At 37.8% G+C, this 16,395-nt stretch carries 19 protein-coding genes; 16 read left to right on the forward strand and 3 right to left on the reverse strand.

The genetic code is table 11. From position 1 onward, the window contains the following. The first annotated feature begins 11 nt into the window (after positions 1-11). The 4 genes from qoxB to HRK21_RS06055 all read left to right on the forward strand — a co-directional run bounded on the left by qoxB (position 12) and on the right by HRK21_RS06055 (position 4,523). On the forward strand, positions 12-1,991 hold the full coding sequence (gene qoxB / locus HRK21_RS06040) for a cytochrome aa3 quinol oxidase subunit I (protein ID WP_003725631.1): 1,980 nt from the start codon (positions 12-14) through the stop codon (positions 1,989-1,991). Further along, positions 1,979-2,590, forward strand: coding sequence for a cytochrome aa3 quinol oxidase subunit III (qoxC, locus tag HRK21_RS06045; protein WP_003725632.1), 612 nt, complete (start codon positions 1,979-1,981; stop codon positions 2,588-2,590). The genes qoxB and qoxC overlap by 13 nt, the downstream gene beginning before the upstream one ends. Before the next feature lies 1 nt (position 2,591). Beyond that, on the forward strand, positions 2,592-2,924 hold the full coding sequence (gene qoxD / locus HRK21_RS06050) for a cytochrome aa3 quinol oxidase subunit IV (RefSeq protein WP_003725633.1): 333 nt from the start codon (positions 2,592-2,594) through the stop codon (positions 2,922-2,924). 165 nt (positions 2,925-3,089) lie between these two features. After that, entirely contained in the window at positions 3,090-4,523 is a 1,434-nt protein-coding gene (locus tag HRK21_RS06055) for a 6-phospho-beta-glucosidase (RefSeq protein WP_003740039.1), read from the forward strand. 45 nt (positions 4,524-4,568) lie between these two features. On the opposite strand, the gene HRK21_RS06060 is transcribed toward HRK21_RS06055, so the two are convergent. Together HRK21_RS06060 and HRK21_RS06065 are read right to left on the reverse strand one after the other, a co-directional pair. Next, entirely contained in the window at positions 4,569-4,967 is a 399-nt protein-coding gene (locus tag HRK21_RS06060) for a DUF1433 domain-containing protein (protein ID WP_070006450.1), read from the reverse strand. A gap of 11 nt (positions 4,968-4,978) precedes the next feature. Further along, a complete protein-coding gene (locus HRK21_RS06065) occupies positions 4,979-5,296 on the reverse strand; it encodes a DUF1433 domain-containing protein (protein WP_077952748.1) in 318 nt (105 codons plus the stop codon). A 121-nt stretch (positions 5,297-5,417) separates the two neighbouring features. On the opposite strand from HRK21_RS06065, the gene HRK21_RS06070 reads away from it, so the two are divergent. Next, positions 5,418-6,521 carry a Tle-like phospholipase domain-containing protein gene (locus tag HRK21_RS06070; RefSeq protein ID WP_070006448.1) on the forward strand — a complete coding sequence of 368 codons (1,104 nt, stop codon included), beginning with the start codon at positions 5,418-5,420 and terminating at the stop codon, positions 6,519-6,521. A gap of 2 nt (positions 6,522-6,523) precedes the next feature. Next, positions 6,524-6,952 carry a hypothetical protein gene (locus tag HRK21_RS06075; RefSeq protein ID WP_070006447.1) on the forward strand — a complete coding sequence of 143 codons (429 nt, stop codon included), beginning with the start codon at positions 6,524-6,526 and terminating at the stop codon, positions 6,950-6,952. Between the two features lie 36 nt (positions 6,953-6,988). Here the strand turns inward: HRK21_RS06075 and HRK21_RS06080 are convergent, their stop codons facing one another. Then, entirely contained in the window at positions 6,989-7,810 is an 822-nt protein-coding gene (locus HRK21_RS06080; protein WP_070006446.1) for a C39 family peptidase, read from the reverse strand. A 240-nt stretch (positions 7,811-8,050) separates the two neighbouring features. Here HRK21_RS06080 and HRK21_RS06085 point away from each other — a divergent pair, with 240 nt between their 5' ends. The 10 genes from HRK21_RS06085 (at position 8,051) to HRK21_RS06130 (ending at position 16,390) form a co-directional block, all read left to right on the forward strand. Beyond that, complete coding sequence (locus HRK21_RS06085) at positions 8,051-8,791, forward strand: GntR family transcriptional regulator (RefSeq protein WP_003740046.1); 741 nt, start codon at positions 8,051-8,053, stop codon at positions 8,789-8,791. A 15-nt stretch (positions 8,792-8,806) separates the two neighbouring features. Then, positions 8,807-9,208 (forward strand): PTS sugar transporter subunit IIA, encoded by a 402-nt coding sequence (locus HRK21_RS06090; protein WP_070006445.1) that lies wholly within the window; start codon positions 8,807-8,809, stop codon positions 9,206-9,208. Then, positions 9,208-9,696 (forward strand): PTS sugar transporter subunit IIB, encoded by a 489-nt coding sequence (locus HRK21_RS06095; protein ID WP_070006444.1) that lies wholly within the window; start codon positions 9,208-9,210, stop codon positions 9,694-9,696. The genes HRK21_RS06090 and HRK21_RS06095 overlap by 1 nt, the downstream gene beginning before the upstream one ends. Positions 9,697-9,718: 22 nt before the next feature. Beyond that, positions 9,719-10,522, forward strand: coding sequence for a PTS mannose/fructose/sorbose/N-acetylgalactosamine transporter subunit IIC (locus HRK21_RS06100; RefSeq protein WP_003740049.1), 804 nt, complete (start codon positions 9,719-9,721; stop codon positions 10,520-10,522). Beyond that, positions 10,497-11,324, forward strand: a complete 828-nt coding sequence (locus HRK21_RS06105; protein WP_003728733.1) for a PTS system mannose/fructose/sorbose family transporter subunit IID — start codon at positions 10,497-10,499, stop codon at positions 11,322-11,324. The genes HRK21_RS06100 and HRK21_RS06105 overlap by 26 nt, the downstream gene beginning before the upstream one ends. A 27-nt stretch (positions 11,325-11,351) precedes the next feature. Further along, positions 11,352-12,056: an SIS domain-containing protein gene (locus tag HRK21_RS06110; RefSeq protein WP_069887527.1), complete on the forward strand. Its 705-nt coding sequence runs from the start codon at positions 11,352-11,354 to the stop codon at positions 12,054-12,056. A 54-nt stretch (positions 12,057-12,110) separates the two neighbouring features. Further along, positions 12,111-12,752, forward strand: a complete 642-nt coding sequence (locus tag HRK21_RS06115) for a copper homeostasis protein CutC (protein WP_070006443.1) — start codon at positions 12,111-12,113, stop codon at positions 12,750-12,752. A 204-nt stretch (positions 12,753-12,956) separates the two neighbouring features. Beyond that, on the forward strand, positions 12,957-14,858 hold the full coding sequence (locus tag HRK21_RS06120; RefSeq protein ID WP_069887529.1) for a beta-glucoside-specific PTS transporter subunit IIABC: 1,902 nt from the start codon (positions 12,957-12,959) through the stop codon (positions 14,856-14,858). Positions 14,859-14,942: 84 nt separating this feature from the next. Then, positions 14,943-15,818 (forward strand): S66 family peptidase, encoded by an 876-nt coding sequence (locus HRK21_RS06125; protein ID WP_070006442.1) that lies wholly within the window; start codon positions 14,943-14,945, stop codon positions 15,816-15,818. A gap of 233 nt (positions 15,819-16,051) precedes the next feature. Then, positions 16,052-16,390, forward strand: coding sequence for a DUF4064 domain-containing protein (locus HRK21_RS06130; RefSeq protein ID WP_003728738.1), 339 nt, complete (start codon positions 16,052-16,054; stop codon positions 16,388-16,390). Positions 16,391-16,395: the final 5 nt, after the last annotated feature.

Below are 16,395 nucleotides of genomic sequence, written 5' to 3' on the forward strand. Positions count from 1 at the left end.
GGACATAAGGCATGAAATGGAATGAGTTTATCGTAACTGGCGACCCAATGATTTTAGGTGCGCAGATTTCTATCGTACTTGTAAGTATTGGTGTTGTTGCGTTACTAACTTATACAAAAAAATGGAAGTGGCTCATGAAAGAGTGGATTTCTTCCGTTGATCATAAAAAAATTGGTATTATGTACTTGCTTGCTGCTGTCTTAATGTTTTTCCGTGGTGGTGTGGATGCGCTAATGATGCGTACGCAGCTCGCTTTACCGGATATGAAATTTTTGGACGCACAGCATTACAATGAAGTATTTTCTACGCATGGAACAATTATGATTTTATTTATGGCGATGCCGTTTATCATCGGACTGATGAACATTGCCGTACCTCTTCAAATTGGTGCACGTGATGTAGCATTTCCATTTTTAAACAACTTAAGTTTTTGGACGTTCTTTATGGGAGCGATGCTATTTAACTTATCATTCGTAATTGGTGGTTCACCGGATGCTGGTTGGACAAACTATGCGCCACTTGCGACAGATTTTAGCGCGGGATATGGAATTAACTTCTATCTTCTAGGTGTTCAAATCGCTGGTATTGGTACACTGATGACGGGGATTAACTTTTTCGTCACGATTTTAAGAATGCGTACAAAAGGTATGACGTTAATGAAAATGCCAATGTTTACTTGGTCTTCATTAATTACAAGTTTGATCATTATTTTCGCTTTCCCAGTTTTAACAGTGGCACTTGCTTTGATGTCATTTGACCGACTGTTTGGGACAGCATTCTTCACACTCACGAATGGTGGGCTTCCAATGATGTGGGCCAACTTATTCTGGGTTTGGGGACATCCGGAAGTATATATTGTTATTTTGCCAGCTTTCGGTATTTTCTCAGAGATTATTTCTACGTTCTCCAGGAAAAAATTATTCGGTTATCCGGCGATGGTTGCCGCGATGGCAGTTATTTCTTTACTAAGTTTCCTAGTTTGGGTCCATCACTTCTTTACAATGGGATCAGGGGCGCTTGTTAACTCCTTCTTCTCTATTACAACGATGATGATTGCGATACCGACCGGGATTAAGATATTCAACTGGCTCTTTACGATGTACAAAGGGCGAATAACCTTTACAACGCCAATGCTTTGGTCGCTTGCTTTTATCCCTAACTTTGTTGTTGGTGGGGTAACTGGGGTTATGCTTGCGATGGCTGCGGCCGATTATCAATATCACAATACGTACTTCTTAGTATCCCATTTCCACTACGTATTAATTGCTGGAACCGTATTCTCCTGCTTTGCCGGGCTTACATACTGGTATCCAAAAATGGTCGGTTACAGACTAAATGAAAAAATTGGTAAATGGTTCTTCTGGATTTTCGTTGTTGGATTTAACGTTTGTTTCTTCCCGCAATATTTCCTAGGACTAGATGGTATGCCGCGTCGTATTTACACTTACGTACAAGGTGATGGCTGGACAACGCTTAACTTTATCTCTACAGTGGGCGGATTCTTGATGGGTGTAGCATTCTTAGTTCTTTGCTACAACATCTACTACAGTTATAAAAACTCTAAACGTGAAGTTACTGGTGACCCTTGGGATGCTCGTACGCTTGAATGGGCTACAAGTTCTGCAGTTCCTCCAAAATATAACTTTGCTGTTTTACCTGAATGGAATGACTTGGATGATTTCTGGAATAGAAAACAAAAAGGCGATCCATATGTAAATGATAAAAATTATAAACCAATCCATATGCCAAGTAATACCATGGTTGGGTTTGTAATGTCTGTCTTCTTCTTCATTGCAGGTTTTGGACTAGTCTTCTACTGGTACTGGATGGGAATTATTGGTCTAGTTGGTATTTTAGGATGTATGATTTATCGTTCATTCCAAAATAACGATGGTTACCACGTCGAAGTGGACGAAATTAAAGCAACAGAAGAACATAATGCGCGCGAACTTGCGACTGGTGTGAAGGAGGGTAACCCATGGAATCTGTAGAAACAAATAAAAATCTGCCAATTGAATATAGATCAGAACAAGGTCGATTAAATATTCTTGGATTCTGGATTTTCCTTGGCGCCGAAATTGCGCTGTTTGCAACACTTTTCGCGACTTACTTTGTTATGAGAAAGGCTGGCTCGAATGCGGGTCATCCGCCAGCTGAAATGTTCGAACTTTGGCTAGTGCTAATAATGACATTTTTACTTTTAACAAGTAGTTTTACGTGTGGTTTAGCAATTGGTGAGATGCGTAAAGGCAATGTGAAAATGTTGACGATTTACTCGATTATCACATTAATTCTTGGTGCAGGATTTGTTGGATTTGAGCTTTATGAATTTGCACACTATGTGACTGAAGGCGTTACAATGCAAATCGGTTCTTACTGGTCAGCATTCTTCGTTCTACTAGGAACACATGGACTTCACGTAACGGTCGGGATTTTCTGGATTAGTTTTATTCTGATTCAAATTAAAATGCATGGTTTGACGCCAAAAACAGCATCAAAAGTATTTATTTCCAGTTTATACTGGCATTTCTTGGATGTTGTGTGGATTTTCATTTTCACCGGTGTCTATTTGCTAGGGATGGTGAACTAATATGACACAAAATAATAAATCAAATGCAGCTCATGCTGAAGGTGGCATTCCTTGGAAACACATTGTTGGCTTTGCATTATCAGTTATTTTGACGCTTCTAGCAGTCTGGGTGGCTCTTTATTCGACGCTAACAACAAATGTTAAGGTAGTTATTATTTTCATCTTTGCGTTCATTCAGGCAGCCCTACAGCTTCTGATGTTCATGCACATGACAGAAGGCCGCGATGGTAAAATTCAAATCGGTAATATTTTATTCGCCGCATTTATTGCGATTGTCGTAGTTATTGGTTCTTATTGGGTAATGGAAATTGGCCATATGAATCATTTGTTATAATTTAAAAAGACTGGTATGGAATTCATTTTCTGTGCCAGTTTTTTTGCAATTTTAAAGGGGTTAACAGCTTTTCTAAAAAAATTTTAAAATTATTACTTGCTATGTAATGCATTACATATTCTATAGTGGAGAAGTAAATTATATTCGTGAGAGGAGTTACACATAATGACAGAATCAAAATTTCCTAAAGGCTTTTTGTGGGGCGGAGCAGTTGCTGCAAACCAATGTGAAGGCGCTTATCTTGAAGACGGTAAAGGACTTTCACTAGTAGATATAGTACCAACAGTAGAGGACGGACGTTGGGATGCACTTTTCAATCCAACGAAAGCACTTTCGACTGATTATGGTTTTTACCCAAGTCATGAATCAATTGATTTTTATCATCGCTATAAAGAAGACATTAAATTAATGGCAGAAATGGGCTTCAAATGTTTCCGTATGTCCATCAGCTGGCCACGTATTTTCCCAAATGGTGACGAAACGACACCAAATGAAAAAGGATTAGCATTTTATGACAAAGTTTTTGATGAATGTCATAAATACGGCATCGAGCCAGTAGTTACAATCAACCATTTCGATACTCCACTAGAAGTTTTCAAAAAATATGGTGGTTGGAAAAACCGTAAATGTATCGATTTTTATTTGAATTTCTGTGAAGCTATTTTCACGCGTTACAAAGATAAAGTGAAATATTGGATGACATTTAACGAAATTAACATGATTCTTCACATTCCATTCTTTGGTGGCGGCATGGATGTTACGAATGAAGAAAATCCTGAAGAAGTGAAATATCAAGCGGCTCATCACCAATTAGTTGCATCTGCTTTAGCGACAAAACTTGGTCATGAAATCAACCCTGAAAACCAAATCGGTTGTATGCTTGCAGCTGGGAACACATACCCGATGACATGTAACCCAGAAGATATTTGGAAATCCATTCAAGCGGACCGTGAAGGCTACTTCTTCATTGACGTTCAAGCGCGCGGATACTACCCAAGCTACACTAAACGTTTCTTCAAAGAACACAACATCAACATCAAAATGGAAGATGGCGACTTAGACGCATTACGCGATCACACAGTTGATTACGTGGCATTCAGCTACTATTCTTCTCGTCTAACAAGCGCAGATCCAGAGAAAAACAAAGAAACAGAAGGTAACGTTTTCGCAACACTAAAAAACCCATACCTAAAAGCAAGCGAATGGGGTTGGCAAATTGATCCACTAGGTCTACGTATTACGATGAATACAATTTACGACCGTTACCAAAAACCACTTTTCATCGTTGAAAATGGCTTAGGTGCAGTGGATACTGTGGAAGAAGATGGCTCAATCAATGATGATTACAGAATTGACTATATGCGTGAACACGTTCGCGAAATGGGCGAAGCAATCGAGGACGGCGTGGAACTTCTTGGTTATACACCATGGGGCTGCATCGACCTTGTCAGCGCTGGCTCTGGCGAAATGAAAAAACGCTACGGCTTCATCTACGTTGACCGCGATAACAAAGGCAACGGAACTCTAAACCGCTCGAAGAAAAAATCATTCGACTGGTACAAAAAAGTAATTGAAACAAATGGTAAAGATATCGACTAGGATATAGTAAACCCCCACTTTCATCATCGAAAGTGGGGGTTTGTTTTATTGTTTTTTTGAGTTTTCTTCTTGTTGGATTTCGGAAACAGTTTTTATATTTTCTTCGTTTTCATTTTTCAAAAATTGTTCATCGACTTCTTTCGCGGAATTTACGATTTCTACTCCAGCTGAATCAAAGAGTCCAGCATCAATCCATAAATCTTTATCCCCATTTAGATAACCTTTAATGTGAACTACACCAGTTGGATTTTCCTGTAAACTAGTTAAAGTAATTTCATTAATCCCATTGTAATTATAATCGAAAAACGCTTTAATTCTTGGTTTTTGTTGAGTGAATATCTTGTTAGTATTTTGAATTTCATATTTTTTCCAGAAGAAAAATCCGCAAAATGAACATAGTACTATGATTAAAATAGAGGTGAGAATAATAGATTGTTTTTTCAAAGGTCGTCACCTCAAGGTTTTTTGTTTTTTTCTTGTTGCTGAATTTCAGTTACAGACTTATCAATCTCATATTTGCTCCATTCACCAACTTGTTTTGGTATACTAATACTTCTTTCAAAGTGATCTTCGAATATAGATGCACTGAAAGCAAGCTCTTTATTATCATTGATATACCCTTCAATATAAGGAATTCCCATAGGTGAAACTTTAACATGGGTAAAAGTTACTTTATTAACATTGTTATAGTTAAATTTTAAAAATTGTTCAATTCTAGGAGACTCTTCTTTTAGGAATGCCTCTCTTTCCACATTTTCTTGATGTTTTTTCAAAATTATGTATCCTCCAATGCAACTAAGTATTATAATTATAATAATGAAAAAAATTACAATATTTCTTTTTTTCATGTTTTCACCTCATAAAAATAATAACATAGAAAAGGGCTGAATGTGAGTGAAATTAAAAGATGATACAAACTTTTATTTAGCAGCGGAATGCTATGAATATAGAAGTTTAACAGTCGGACAAGAAATTCAAATAGAGAATAAAGAAAAATGGGTAACAATCAACTCCACAAACCAAAACAACGGTCTTCAAGCAATTGCAGTGGTGCCTTTAAAAGACTACAAAAACTATAATAACGGGAATTTAAAAGTATATAATCATATTATTTTTGTTTCAAGAGGTTCGGAAGAGTTAGATGATTGGAAAGAAAATGTAGGTTTGCTTGATAAGGATGGTAGCAGGCAAAGTCAATTTAAATCTTATGATAAATTTGTTAATGAAACACTGAAAAAATATAGAACGATGGATTATAGTTTCACCGGCCATAGTTTGGGTGGTGGGTTGGCTCAATATGAAGCAGTCAAACATTTAAAGCCTGCCGTAACGTTTGCTGCGGCGCGCTCGTTTAATAAATTAACAGAAGAAGAGCAAGAAAAAGCTCTACGAGGAGAATACTGGGACTTAATAAAAGATTATTACCACTCAGATGATGTTGTTGGGATGTTACCGCCTAATGCAACCGTTTTTTACCAGCAATTTTTAATGAAACGGAATGCGAGTAAAAATAAATTAGATAAACTAGGTATTGGTGGACATATGCAGTCTACTTTTACAGGGTGTTTTGGAGAAGATGGTTCAGCTGAATTATTAGTTAAACCTGATGAAATTATCAATCAAATTAGACGATTAGATGATATTTTTATGAAAATGCGTCAAATAGAAAATATCATGCAAGATTATGAAGAATGGGAGAAAAGTCAGTCAAAACGCTTACGATCTCGGCTGGATGAAGAAACCTGGGAGGGTGGCATGTATAGCGAATTAACGACTTGGGATGTAGATGACGTTCTTACGGAAGTTTCGCGGAAATATAAAGATGGTATATATAGATTTCACGACACAGATAAATTTGAAGAATTTTATGATGGAAATCGAAAAGCAATTCAAAAATTAAGTGGTTTTAAAGAAGAAGTAATTAATGCTGCACTTTCTTTTAATAAAAAAGATAAAGAGCTAGGAAGTTGGATAAATGAAAACAGTAAAGGATGGTAGAAATGTACGGGAGTTCACCAAGATCAAGCAAAATAGAGAGCTACGATTATTACGCGAAACAAGAGCAACAGCGACTTCAGGCTAAATTAGACAATAAGGATAAAGAACTAAGTGGTCAAGAAAGAGCGGATGTTATTGCCGCGCAACGAGCACTAGAGAGGCAAATGCAGAAGCAACATTTACGTTCAGAAGTCCCTAAAAAAGTAGCGGAAATAATAGAAGATGGTAAACAGGAGTTAGCAAGAATTGACCAGTTATGGGTAGATTTACTTGCCGATTATGCGGATATTGTAACGCAAATGGAGAACTCATTTGAGTCTAAAACAGGGCATGCTTTAAAAGAATGGATGACGCAATATCGTAGCTATCAAATTGTTCCCAATGAAAATTTAATCTATGATTCCAAAGCTTCTCTCAAATTAGATAAGTAAAAACCCTGCTATCCTATTATGATAGCAGGGTTTTTCTCAATATGAAATCGCACGTTTGGCTTGTTTGCTCCAACAAGTATTAAAGTAACTTTGCGAAATTCGCGCATTTTTTTGACCAGACCAGCTGTCGTTATAGTAAAAATTGTTTTTATCATAACCTGTAATAGTAATCGCGTGAACGGAAAAACCGTGGAAATTACTAACCCAAGCTACGACCGGACGTTTTTTATTCAGCTGATTTTTAATACCAGTTAAATTCGTTCCAGTCATATTCTTCGCAGTGCCAGTATATTTTTTCACTTGGTTTACTAAAGCGGGAGGATAAATCGTCCAGCCACTTTTAGAGAACGGATTCCCGACAAAACCATAATTTGGATTGGACTTATGACGTTTCATTTCTTTGGCAAGTTTGACTTTATCAACATTTTTTCCAGCGTAGCGCAGCATCATCGCAATATTTGTAATCTCGCAACCCGTTGGCAATTGTGGACGTTGAACGATTAAAGGTACGTTCATTTGCACGATTTTTGGCGTTGAAGGTTTTGGTGCCGGTGCGGTAGTTACGGCCTTGACGTATTTCCCAGATACGTAGCCATTTTTCCCTTTAAAACTAAATCGATACCAGTTATTCGATGTTTTTGCGATGGCTTTGAATTTTGTATTAGTCTTAAGCCAACCAATAACTTTCCCAGAAGTTGCGTTAGTTGAGCGAACATTAAGGCTTGCAGTTGTTACCATCTGCTTGTTGATCACCGTCTCTTTTGCCGCCGCCTGACCTGCTGTAGAAACACTAAATACACTAAAAACTAAACCAATAACAAGTATCCATTTCCCCCATTTATTAAAAAAAGTCCCCATAACTTCCCCCTTTGATACAGATTACTTATGTATACCCTGTTTTTGAAAAATAAAAAGAAAACGCTTGCATAAACCAAATGACCGTGGTACTATAAAAATGAACTTAACGTGTTAACCGGTTATTGATAAAAAGTTCAGTGATAGCAGGCTAATTCAAGTTTGCAATCAAAAAAATATCATGGTACCATTAACCTAAAACTTAACGTGTTAACACGCGGGATGCTTTAGGGGGAATTTATTATGGCAGAACCAAAATACGCTATTATAATTAATGATATCAAGCGATTAATTAGTGACGGAACTTTTAAGCCCGGGGAAAAAATTTATTCAGAAGATGAACTGAAAAAGAAATACAATGTTAGTAATACGACAGTTGTTCGCGCTTTACATGAATTAGTAAGAGCTGGGATTTTAGCACGTTATCAAGGAAAAGGCACATACGTTAGTAAATCCATTATTAACGAAGAAGTTATTTTTAATGAATATACAACAGTGCCGAACGGAAAATTCAATCGCAAAACAAAAATTGCTAACGAACATACAAGAGTCGTTGCAATTAATGAAATTCAGGATGCGCGAATTGCTAAAAATTTACAAATCCCACCTGAAAACATGATTGTTCATTTCCAACGAATCCGTCTCATTGATGATGTTCCTTGGACCGTTCAAAATAACTATATGGCAAAATCCAATTTGATCAACGTAGACTTAACGAATCTTGAGAGGTTTAATTCTTTATCTGAGGTTATTAAAGAGCTTTATGGCATTAATATTTTGCACGAAGCGATGAAAGAGCGGATTCAAGTCGAATTTCCAGTAAAAGATAAAAATAATTTTAAATTACTCGAAATTGATACCGAATTACCACTTTATCACATTGAAAGAATAACTTATGTGCCAGAGGGGAAACCCTATGAATATATTGAAAGCTATTTACGGCATAATTTTTACTCTATTGAAATTGAAAAGAAAAAACAATAGAAGGGAGTTAATTACTTGGATTATATTATCGCAGCACATGGCCGGTACGCGCAGGAAGTGAAAAATAGCTGCCAGATGATTACTGGCCAAACAACCAATATCAGAGCAATTACTTTTACGGAAGAAATGGGGGTGACAGATGTATTAGACGCCTACACGGACGTTTACTTACCAGGAAATGAAACCGCTATCATTGTTGATATTGTTGGTGGTACACCGTGTAATGCGGCTCAAATTTTTAGTGCGAAACATCCAGAAGTCAAAGTTTTATCAGGTTTGTCGCTCGGATTAATCATTCCACTTAGCCTTGGAGAAAGTTTGGAGGAAGCAATGCTTGGGGCAAAAGAAAATATTCAATTTGTGGGATTAAAAGCGAGTCATATGATTGTAAGTGATGAAGGGGAGGAAGAGGACTGATGGGAAGTAACGGAATTAAACACGTACGCGTAGATGAGAGATTAATTCACGGACAAGTAGCAACAATGTGGACCAATACAATAAAAGCAACGCGAATTATGATTGTTGACGATGCTGTTGTAAAAAATGAAATGGAAAAAGTTGCCTTAAAAACCGCAGCACCGGCTGGTGTCAAACTAAGTATTCTGACAGTAAAAGGCGCAGCAAATAATATCAATAATGATAAATACGCAGGTCAGCAAGTTTTCTTAATCGTAAAATCACCTCATGCTCTTCGCGGTTTAGTGGATGCAGGCGTAGAACTTCCCCAAATCAATGTTGGAAATATGTCGACTAAAGCGGGGAGCCGCCAAATCAAAAAATCAGTTAGCGTGACAGATGAAAATTTGGAAGATTTTGATTATTTATTGCAAAAAGGCATTAAAATCACTGCTCAAATGGTTCCGAGTGAAGATGCGGTTGAATTTGCAAGTTTATTAAAAAAATAAGTAATAAGAAGGGAGAACGACAATGGATTTAGCAGTTTGGCAGATTATATTGTTAGTTATACTTGCAGCTTGTACCATTCTTGATGCTTTAACTTTAGTAATAGGACTTAATTTCCCTGTCATAACAGGAACGCTCGCTGGAATCATTATGGGTGACATGGTGCTCGGACTTGCGATTGGTGCAACATTACAGCTGATGGTTTTAGGTGTCGGCACATACGGCGGGGCATCGATTCCTGACTTTACAACGGGAGCAATCGTCGGAACAGTTTTTGCCGTTTTGTCAGGTCAGGATGCGGAATTTGCGATTGGACTTGCAATTCCAGTGGGACTTTTAATGGTTCAATTAGATATTTTAGCAAGATTTACGAATACATTTTTCTTACACCGGATTGATTCTAACATCGCTTCGGGCAACCTTTCGGCGGTTAAAAGGAACATTTGGTACGGAGCTTTACCATGGGCTTTATCACGCGCAGTTCCCGTATTTATCATGTTGACTTTTGGACAAAGCGTGGTTGATTTTATTCTTAACGAAATTCCAGAATGGCTAATGGGCGGTCTTCGTGTAGCGGGTGGAATTCTTCCGGTAGTTGGTATCGCGATTCTCCTTCGTTACTTACCAACAAACAAATTTGTCGCTTATTTAATTATCGGATTTGTAGCAGCAGCTTATCTAAAAGTACCAATGCTAGGCGTAGCGCTAATTGGTGTAGCATTAGCAATCATCTACTTCAAACAAAATTTCAAAAATCCAGTAGCTGCAGGAGCAAATGGTGTAGCGCTAGTTGGGGAGGAGAATGAAGATGGCGAATACGAAGACTGAGCAGGATTTTGAAAAAGTCCTCAAGAGACGCGATTTAATAGCAGCAAACTTTCGTTGGTTGTTTGCCAGCCAAATCTGTTGGAACTATGAGCGAATGATGTCGACTGGTTATCTTTATAGTATTTTGCCAACGCTTCGGAAACTGTATAAAACAGACGATGATTTAAAAGATATGATGAATATGCACAACCAATTTTTCAATACGAATCCGATGGTTGGTGGTTTGATTTTAGGAATGGATATGGCGATTGAAGAACGAGAAAAGAAAGCATCCAAAGAGGTCGTAACCGGTTTGAAGACTGGATTAATGGGACCGTTTGCGGGTGTTGGTGATACCATTTTCGGAGTTATTTTGCCGACGATTTTCGGATCAATTGCAGCGTATATGGGACTTCAAGGTAATGTGACAGGTGTAGTTATCTGGGTATTAGTTAATATTTTAGTGGTTGGAGCTAGATTCACTTTACTTCCACTTGGATACAAGCAAGGTGCGAAGCTAGTCACGGAATTTGCAGACAGACTTAACGCGTTAACCGATGCAGCGATTCTTCTCGGGGTCACGGTCGTTGGGGCTTTAATACCAACTGTCATCAAAGCAACCGTGCCATTTGTTTATAAATCAGGAAAAGTAGAACTCAAAATGCAAGACATGCTGGATCAAATCATGCCGTCACTCGTTCCTGTCTTACTCGTGGCACTAATCTATGCACTCTTAGGCCACAAAAAAATGACATCTACGAAAGCAATTTTATTAGTAATGGTAATTGCGATTATTTTATTCAACCTAAAAATTCTAGGTTAAAATATAAAAATTGGAGGAATAGACAAAATGGGCTTAACATTTTTTGACAAAGCGCGTGAATTAACGGACGAACTGGAAAAGACACAGGCGGAAAACATTCATCAAGCAGCAAAACTAGTAGCAGATAGCATTATGAATGACGGGATTATTCAAGCATTTGGTAGTGGGCATTCATATGCCGCAGCCATTGAAGTATGTGGAAGAGCAGGAGGACTTATTCCATCAAAAGTAATTATGGATCCAGCTGGAGGCTACTATGAATCCATTGAGGGTGTAGGTTCTTTATTAACTCATAGATTGCAAGCAAAACCAAATGATATCTTCTTCCTTATATCTAATTCGGGCCGTAATCCGATGGGAATCGAACTTGCAGAATGGATCAAATCACAGGGCTGTAAATTGATTGTTGTAACGGCACTTGATGCCTCGCAAACGGCAGCTTCCAGACACTCTTCTGGCAAATTGTTGTACGAGTTTGCGGATGTTATTTTAGATAATCGCTCGGTTCAAGGGGATGCGGCACTTGAATTAGATGGTTTGGAAGGAAAAGTATGCGGAACCTCTTCATTCTCAGCCGTTCTGCTTCTCCAACAAACAATTTATGAAGCGGTAGAACTCATGCTTGAAAAAGGCTACACACCACCAGTTTATCGCAGTGCAAATATTGATGGTGGCTACGAATACAATTTTGCTATTGAAGATAAGTTCGCTGATCGGATTTTCCACTTATAATAAAAATGGGGCGCGAAAATGAACATTATTTTCGCGCTTTTTGGAGGTTAGATGATGCTTTTAAAAGAAGCCTGTATTGAAAATATTACTAATCTGGTAAATGTTATTGAAGCTGGAGCTAATCGAGTGGAACTTTGTGATAATCTAGCGGAGGGCGGAACATCGGTTAGCTACGGGGTTGCGAAATATGTGGTGAAAATTTGCCACGAACAAAATGTAAGTGTAATGGCAATGGTCCGTCCCCGAAAAGGCAATTTTGTTTATACAAAAGAAGAAATTTCAGTTATGATTGATGATATTTTGATGTACAAGAAAATGGCAGTTGATGGCGTGGTTTTTGGCTGTATTACGGATGCAGGATTGCTAGATAAACCAGCCACAAATGAATTATTGAAAGCCGCAGAAAATCTGGAAGTAACTTTTCACATGGCGTTTGATGAGTTAGTAGAAACAGAAAAATTACCTGCAATAGACTGGTTAGCTGAGCAAGGCGTTACGCGAATTCTTACGCACGGTGGTGACGGCGCTAAACTTCCCGAAGAAACTTTTGTTCAGTGGCAAAAATATATTGATTACGCAGCGGGACGAATCATTATTTTACCAGGTGGAGGAATTAAATCGCACAATATGGAATGGATTAAAAAAGAAACAGGAGCGGTTGAAATACATGGCACTGACTTGTTTGGGGAGCGCTAAAACTCCCCAAATAAAAAAATTTTAAAAAAAGGCTTGCAACCGTTTTCTTTATATGATATATTTATCTCATCACAAAGGATTGTTACCAATTCATTGGGCAAAACCTAAGCTGATTTGTAGGACACGTGTATACGTGAAGTCCTCGAATGAGCTTAGGTTTTTCTTTTTGCCCAAAAACCCAAAAAGAGGAAGGAAGTCGTCAAAATGAAATATGAACAGTTAGCAAAAGACATCTTGAAAAATGTCGGCGGAAAAGAAAATATTAACAGTGTTTTCCATTGTATTACCAGACTTCGGTTTAAACTGAAAGATGAGAATATTGCGAACACAAAAGAAATTGAAAAGCTTGATGGAGTAATCTCCGTAATTAAAAGCGGTGGTCAATATCAAGTAGTTATTGGTAACCATGTACCAGACGTATTTAAAGCAGTATTAGAAGTTGGTGGGATTGCAGCTGAAGGAGACGATAGTAGCGCTCCAGCAAGTGGTAACATCTTCAACCGCTTCATTGATATGATTTCTGGCGTATTTACACCAGTTCTAGGTGTATTAGCCGCAACAGGTATGATTAAAGGTTTCACAGCAATGTTTGCAGCATTTGGTTGGATTACAGTTACTTCAGGTACTTACCAACTACTTTATGCAATTGGGGATTGTTTATTCTACTTCTTCCCAATCTTCCTAGGTTACACAGCAATGAAAAAATTCGGCGGAAACATATTTATCGGGATGGCAATTGGTGCTTCCCTAGTTTATCCAACACTTGCAGGTATTTCAGCAGGTGACCCAATTTACACACTTTTCCAAGGAACAATTTTTGAATCTCCAATTCACGTAACATTCTTAGGAATTCCAGTTATCTTGATGTCTTATGCATCTTCTGTTATTCCAATTATTTTAGCAACATACTTTGGTTCAAAAGTAGAAAAAGGCTTCAAAAAAATCATTCCAGATGTAATTAAAACTTTCGTAGTTCCATTCTGTACATTATTATTAGTAGTTCCACTTACTTTCCTTGTAATCGGACCAATCGCAACTTGGGCTGGTCAACTACTTGGAGCAGGAACAATTTGGATTTACAACTTAAGCCCAGTAGTTGCTGGTTTAATCTTAGGTGGTTTCTGGCAAGTATTCGTTATCTTTGGACTTCACTGGGGTCTTATTCCAGTGGCAATCAACAACTTAACAACACTTGGAGCAGATCCAGTACTTGCAATGATGTTCGGTGCTTCTTTTGCCCAAATCGGTGCAGTATTAGCAGTATTCTTCAAAACTAAAAATACAAAACTTAAATCTCTTAGTATTCCAGCATTTATTTCCGGTATCTTTGGTGTAACTGAGCCAGCGATTTACGGGGTTACTTTACCACTGAAAAAACCATTCATCATGAGCTGTATCGCTGGTGGTATTGGCGGCGGAATCATTGGTTTTGCAAGTGCAAAAGCTTATATCATGGGTGGACTTGGAATCTTCGGTCTTCCTAACTTCATTCAACCAGGCGCTGGTATTTCAGCTGCATTTTGGTGGGTAATTGCTGCAATGGTTATCAGCTTTATCCTTGGTTTCATCTTAACTTATGTAGCAGGATTCAAAGATCCAGCTGAAGCAGTAGTAGAACCATCTAACACAGTAGAAGGCGAAACTTTAATCGAACGTGAAACAATTCCAGCTCCAGTAGTTGGCGAAATCGTAACTTTAGCAGACGTAAAAGACGAAGCATTTTCATCCGGTGCACTTGGAAAAGGTGTTGCAATCATCCCAACTGTTGGACGTGTAGTAGCTCCAGCAGCAGGAACAGTAACAACTATCTTCCCAACTGGCCATGCAATCGGTATTACAACTAAAGACGGTGCAGAAGTATTAATCCACATCGGTATGGATACAGTTCAACTAGAAGGTAAATTCTTCACAGCACACGTGAAACAAGGCGACGTAATCGAAAAAGGTCAATTACTAACTGAATTTGATATTGAAGGCATCAAAGCTGCTGGATATGACGTTACAACTCCAGTAGTAGTAACCAACTCCAATCAATATTTAGACGTAATGATTACAGATGCAAAAGAAGCAAAACTAGAAGAACGTTTAATCACACTAGTAATTTAAGACATTTAAATAAACAGCTTGGGCAGTAATTTGCTCAAGCTGTTTTTATGTTATACTGAGAAAAAAACGGACGGTGAAGCACCTATGCTAGTAAAAGGCGATACAGTGGGTATTATTTGTTGTTCTGATGGTCGAAAAAAAGAAGATGAGAACAGAATTGCGCAGCTTGAGCAAGTGCTAAAAACAGAATTTAGCTTACAAGTAATTTTTGCTGAAACTATTTTTCAAAAAGCTGAATCGCCATTTAGCGGTACTCCGCAAGATCGTGCGATAGAACTGATGAAATTATACCAGCGTTCAGATGTGCAAATAATCTTTGATATTTCTGGTGGAGATGCAGCCAATCAAGTATTGCCTTATCTTGATTTTGATATTATCCGAAATGCGCAAAAGCCGTTTGTTGGCTATAGTGATCTAACGGTAATTTTGAATGCTATTTATACGAAAACAGAACAACTGGGTTATAATTATCAATTGCTTAATTTAGTCGGCAAAGATAGTGAGTTGCAGCAGAGTTATTTTAGAAATACCTTTTTTGAAAATCGTTTATTAATTAGCGGAGAGCAGCTTAATGAGTTTGCGTGGCGTGATGGCGATGTTATTGGAGGAAACATTCGCTGCTTTTTAAAGTTAGCAGGAACAGATTTTATGCCTGATTTCACCAATAAAATAATTTTGTTAGAAAGTCTCGGTGGGAAAGAGGCGAAGATTGCATCATATGTGGCTCAATTAGAGCAATTAGGAGCGTTTTCTAAATGTTTAGGCATTATTGTGGGGCAACATTCAGAAGCAGAGGAAAACGGTGAATATGAAAGAATTGGTTGCTTATATCAACAAATTGGTTGGAAGTATAAGTTGCCGATTTTCCGAACAAGCGAAATAGGGCATAGTGTAGATGCAAAACCATGCTTAATTGGTGCAAAAGTTAATGTTTCACGTGAAACATTAACAAATTTTTAATAATTTTATTGCGAAATGTTCATAATTAACCTTTAATATAGAACTTGTAAGCAAGGAATACAATTAGTTTTACTCCCTTTTTGCTAATTGTAAACTTCCTTAAAATCCTAAACTCCCTTTTTTGGACCGACTTGATTGTCGGTCTTTTTTTAATCTTCCAAGCTGATAACTATTCAATTTTTTGTTAAAATGATAACATAAAAGAAAATGCGTATAAAAAAGGAGTTTTTATCATGAAAGTTGAAGGATTACTTGGCTTTTTAGGGGCGGCACTGGGTATTGGATTTAGTTTGATGGTTCTAGTTATTCCTGATATTTCACAAGCATTAGAAGAGGAATCATTTTTCTTCTATATGTTAACGATTGGTTCACTTGTGCTTTCTGGAGTGGGACTTGCAGGATCGTTTGTTGTTTCGCATAAGCCTCGTCTTGGTGGAGCAATGATGGTTGCGGCTGCAATCGGCTGTACAATGTCAATTTCGATTATGTTCTTATTGCCAATCGTATTACTTGCTGTTGGCGGATTAATTGCACTAATTAACTATGAAGAAGCTGCTTCCGTAGAAGAATAAATGAA

Origin of the sequence: Listeria monocytogenes, from assembly GCF_013282665.1 — a bacterium.
Taxonomy (GTDB): Bacteria; Bacillota; Bacilli; order Lactobacillales; family Listeriaceae; genus Listeria; species Listeria monocytogenes_C.

Bases quoted from the DNA above. Each gene is read 5' to 3' on its own strand.
- HRK21_RS06080 (WP_070006446.1), bottom strand. From the start codon at position 7,810: ATGGGGACTTTTTTTAATAAATGGGGGAAATGGATACTTGTTATTGGT.
- HRK21_RS06130 (WP_003728738.1), top strand. From the start codon at position 16,052: ATGAAAGTTGAAGGATTACTTGGCTTTTTAGGGGCGGCACTGGGTATT.
- HRK21_RS06120 (WP_069887529.1), top strand. From the start codon at position 12,957: ATGAAATATGAACAGTTAGCAAAAGACATCTTGAAAAATGTCGGCGGA.
- HRK21_RS06095 (WP_070006444.1), top strand. From the start codon at position 9,208: ATGGGAAGTAACGGAATTAAACACGTACGCGTAGATGAGAGATTAATT.
- qoxB (WP_003725631.1), top strand. From the start codon at position 12: ATGAAATGGAATGAGTTTATCGTAACTGGCGACCCAATGATTTTAGGT.
- HRK21_RS06110 (WP_069887527.1), top strand. From the start codon at position 11,352: ATGGGCTTAACATTTTTTGACAAAGCGCGTGAATTAACGGACGAACTG.
- qoxD (WP_003725633.1), top strand. From the start codon at position 2,592: ATGACACAAAATAATAAATCAAATGCAGCTCATGCTGAAGGTGGCATT.
- HRK21_RS06085 (WP_003740046.1), top strand. From the start codon at position 8,051: ATGGCAGAACCAAAATACGCTATTATAATTAATGATATCAAGCGATTA.
- HRK21_RS06055 (WP_003740039.1), top strand. From the start codon at position 3,090: ATGACAGAATCAAAATTTCCTAAAGGCTTTTTGTGGGGCGGAGCAGTT.
- HRK21_RS06105 (WP_003728733.1), top strand. From the start codon at position 10,497: ATGAAGATGGCGAATACGAAGACTGAGCAGGATTTTGAAAAAGTCCTC.
- qoxC (WP_003725632.1), top strand. From the start codon at position 1,979: ATGGAATCTGTAGAAACAAATAAAAATCTGCCAATTGAATATAGATCA.
- HRK21_RS06100 (WP_003740049.1), top strand. From the start codon at position 9,719: ATGGATTTAGCAGTTTGGCAGATTATATTGTTAGTTATACTTGCAGCT.
- HRK21_RS06125 (WP_070006442.1), top strand. From the start codon at position 14,943: ATGCTAGTAAAAGGCGATACAGTGGGTATTATTTGTTGTTCTGATGGT.
- HRK21_RS06075 (WP_070006447.1), top strand. From the start codon at position 6,524: ATGTACGGGAGTTCACCAAGATCAAGCAAAATAGAGAGCTACGATTAT.
- HRK21_RS06115 (WP_070006443.1), top strand. From the start codon at position 12,111: ATGCTTTTAAAAGAAGCCTGTATTGAAAATATTACTAATCTGGTAAAT.